Below are 2,367 nucleotides of genomic sequence, written 5' to 3'. Positions count from 1 at the left end.
CTTGTTGAACCAAGCCGCAAAGCGGCAGAATCACATGATTAATAAGCATTAATCACATTCACCAAAGCCCTGTCCCATACTTCTCTTACAGCAATTACAGCAATCTTGCTGGATAACTTGAGGAGTATTTTCATGACACCTTACGAACAACAACGCTTTGATTTTCTTTATGAACAACATCTTACCAACTTGCGCTTACAAGGCAAGCGCAAAGCCACTATTGATGCTTACAGTCGAGCAGTTCGGCGTATCGCTGCGCATTTTGACCGTTGCCCTGATAATTTAGAGCAGCACGAACTTAAGCAATACTTCGATGCGTTAATTCAATCGCACTCTTGGAGTACCGTTAAAATAGACCGTAATGGCTTGCAGTTCTTTTATCGCTATACGCTAGACAAGCAGTGGCAATGGCTGAATATTGTCAAACCGCAACAAGTCAAACGCCTGCCTGATGTCTTATCCGTTGCAGAAGTGGCCTTGATTATCAGCCGTACTCGGCAGCTGAGATATCAAGTGCTGTTTTTTACCATCTACAGTTTAGGCTTGCGATTGGGCGAGGCGATTAACTTAACGGTGGCCGATATCGACAGCGCTTATATGCAGCTGCATATTCGTGACGGTAAAGGTGGCAAAGACCGTTTTGTGCCTTTACCTCGGCGAACTTTAGCCGTACTGCGTCAGTTCTGGCAAAGCCATCGTCATACCAAATGGTTGTTCCCGAGCAACAATGCCGACCCAAACCAGCAAATGGATAAAGGCAGTGCTCAAAAAGCCATGCGGCAGATTGTGAAAGACTGCGGTATTTTTAAAAAAAATCAGCCCTCATACTTTACGTCATTGTTATGCCACTCACTTACTTGAACGAGGCGTTGACCTTAGAAGTATTCAAGTTGCACTCGGTCACAACAGTTTAAATACCACCCTGATTTACACCAAACTCACCAACGTTAAGTCCCAATCTACCCGAGACACCATCAACACCTTAACCGAGTCGCTTGACCTCAGTTGGAGGGATAAGTAATGCACTTTGTGGATATTCTCTCTGATAATCTTGATAACTTTAAACGTCAGTATCAGCAGCAGTTAACCTGTGAGCATTATCAAGCGATAAATGCCATGCTCGGTTGTAAGACCTTTAATAAAGGTTGCAGCCAGTGGCAGTGTGATGATTGTCATCGTTATCAAGACTTGCCTTTGTCTTGTGGTCATCGTAATTGCAGTTTGTGTCAGCACAACACTACTCAAGACTGGCTTAATCGGCAGCAGCTCAAATTACTGCCCGTTGATTATTATATGGTGACCTTTACCTTACCCTTTGAGCTGCGAGCGCTCACCTTTAATTATCAACCGTCAGTGTTTGAAGCCATGTTCAAGGTGTCTCAAGGGATACTCAAAGACTTTGCCAAGCGTAAAAAAGGCTTACAAGCTGAGATTGGTTTTACTACCGTACTGCATACCCATAGTCGGCAGCGTGACTTTCACCCACACATTCATGTAGTAATACCTGCGGGCGGTTATGACAAAAGCCGTAAACAGTGGAAGAAAAATAAAGGGAAGTATTTATTCAATGGCAAAGCGCTGGCCAAGGTATGGCGTGGCAGAATGTTGGAAGCACTGAGTCAGCAGCTTCAACTGAAACTACCAACACAATTACCCAAAGAGTGGGTGGTTAATTGCCAGCATGTGGGTAAAGGCTTATCAGCTTTGAAATACTTATCTCGGTATTTGTATCGAGGGGTATTGCCAGACAGAGATATTGTAAAAGTGACTGAGAATAAGGTGAGCTTTCGTTACACCGACAGTGAAACCAAACAACGCCAAATCAAGACGCTACCGACGTTGCAATTTCTATGGCAAGTTCTGCAACATGTTATCCCCAAAGGCTTTCGGCGTGTTAGGGATTATGGATTACTGCATGGCGGCGCTAAAAAGAAGCTGAAACAAATACAGTTGTGTTTAATGATGGCGGGCAAGCTGGATTTCAGCAAAGTCGAACCCATCACACGCAAAAAAGCCCAGTGTTTATGTCGTTGCTGTCAGCAACCGATGCAATTTATCGGCATTATACGACCATGCGGTTTTGGTTGACGAACGTTACGCTACAGATAATAGAAATAATGGCACTCACATAACTATGAGGACAAAATTCACCCAGCTGAATTTACCGTAAACGCAACAAAGTATTGGTGGTAACAAGCATCGATAGATCGCCACTAAGGCTCATGTACATCCACAGAAAAGTGAGTCGAATTACGGCTCATTCAGATCGCAGAATAACTTCAGAGATATTTGCATATATAAGTAGAACGGGCTGGTTCAACAACCAGATAAGGCGCAGGCTACGCTACGCCTATCCTTATTTATTAT

General features: G+C 43.9%; 3 protein-coding genes. All 3 read left to right on the top strand.

Going from position 1 to position 2,367, the window contains the following annotated elements; all coding sequences use genetic code 11:
- Window positions 1-132: 132 nt before the first annotated feature.
- From AC1EU2_RS18650 to AC1EU2_RS18640, 3 genes are read left to right on the top strand one after another with little or no spacing between them, the layout of a single operon-like run.
- Complete coding sequence (locus AC1EU2_RS18650; protein ID WP_480299779.1) at window positions 133-861, top strand: site-specific integrase; 729 nt, start codon at window positions 133-135, stop codon at window positions 859-861.
- On the top strand, window positions 815-1,021 hold the full coding sequence (locus tag AC1EU2_RS18645) for a tyrosine-type recombinase/integrase (RefSeq protein WP_480299780.1): 207 nt from the start codon (window positions 815-817) through the stop codon (window positions 1,019-1,021). Before AC1EU2_RS18650 ends, AC1EU2_RS18645 begins: the two co-directional genes overlap by 47 nt.
- Window positions 1,021-2,088, top strand: a complete 1,068-nt coding sequence (locus AC1EU2_RS18640) for an IS91 family transposase (RefSeq protein ID WP_480299778.1) — start codon at window positions 1,021-1,023, stop codon at window positions 2,086-2,088. The genes AC1EU2_RS18645 and AC1EU2_RS18640 overlap by 1 nt, the downstream gene beginning before the upstream one ends.
- Window positions 2,089-2,367 lie beyond the last annotated feature (279 nt).

It is taken from the genome of Parashewanella sp. 2304DJ23-3, assembly GCF_056591695.1.
The sequence above is the reverse complement of the archived record's forward strand: the minus strand, read 5'-3'. Positions and strand labels throughout refer to the sequence as shown.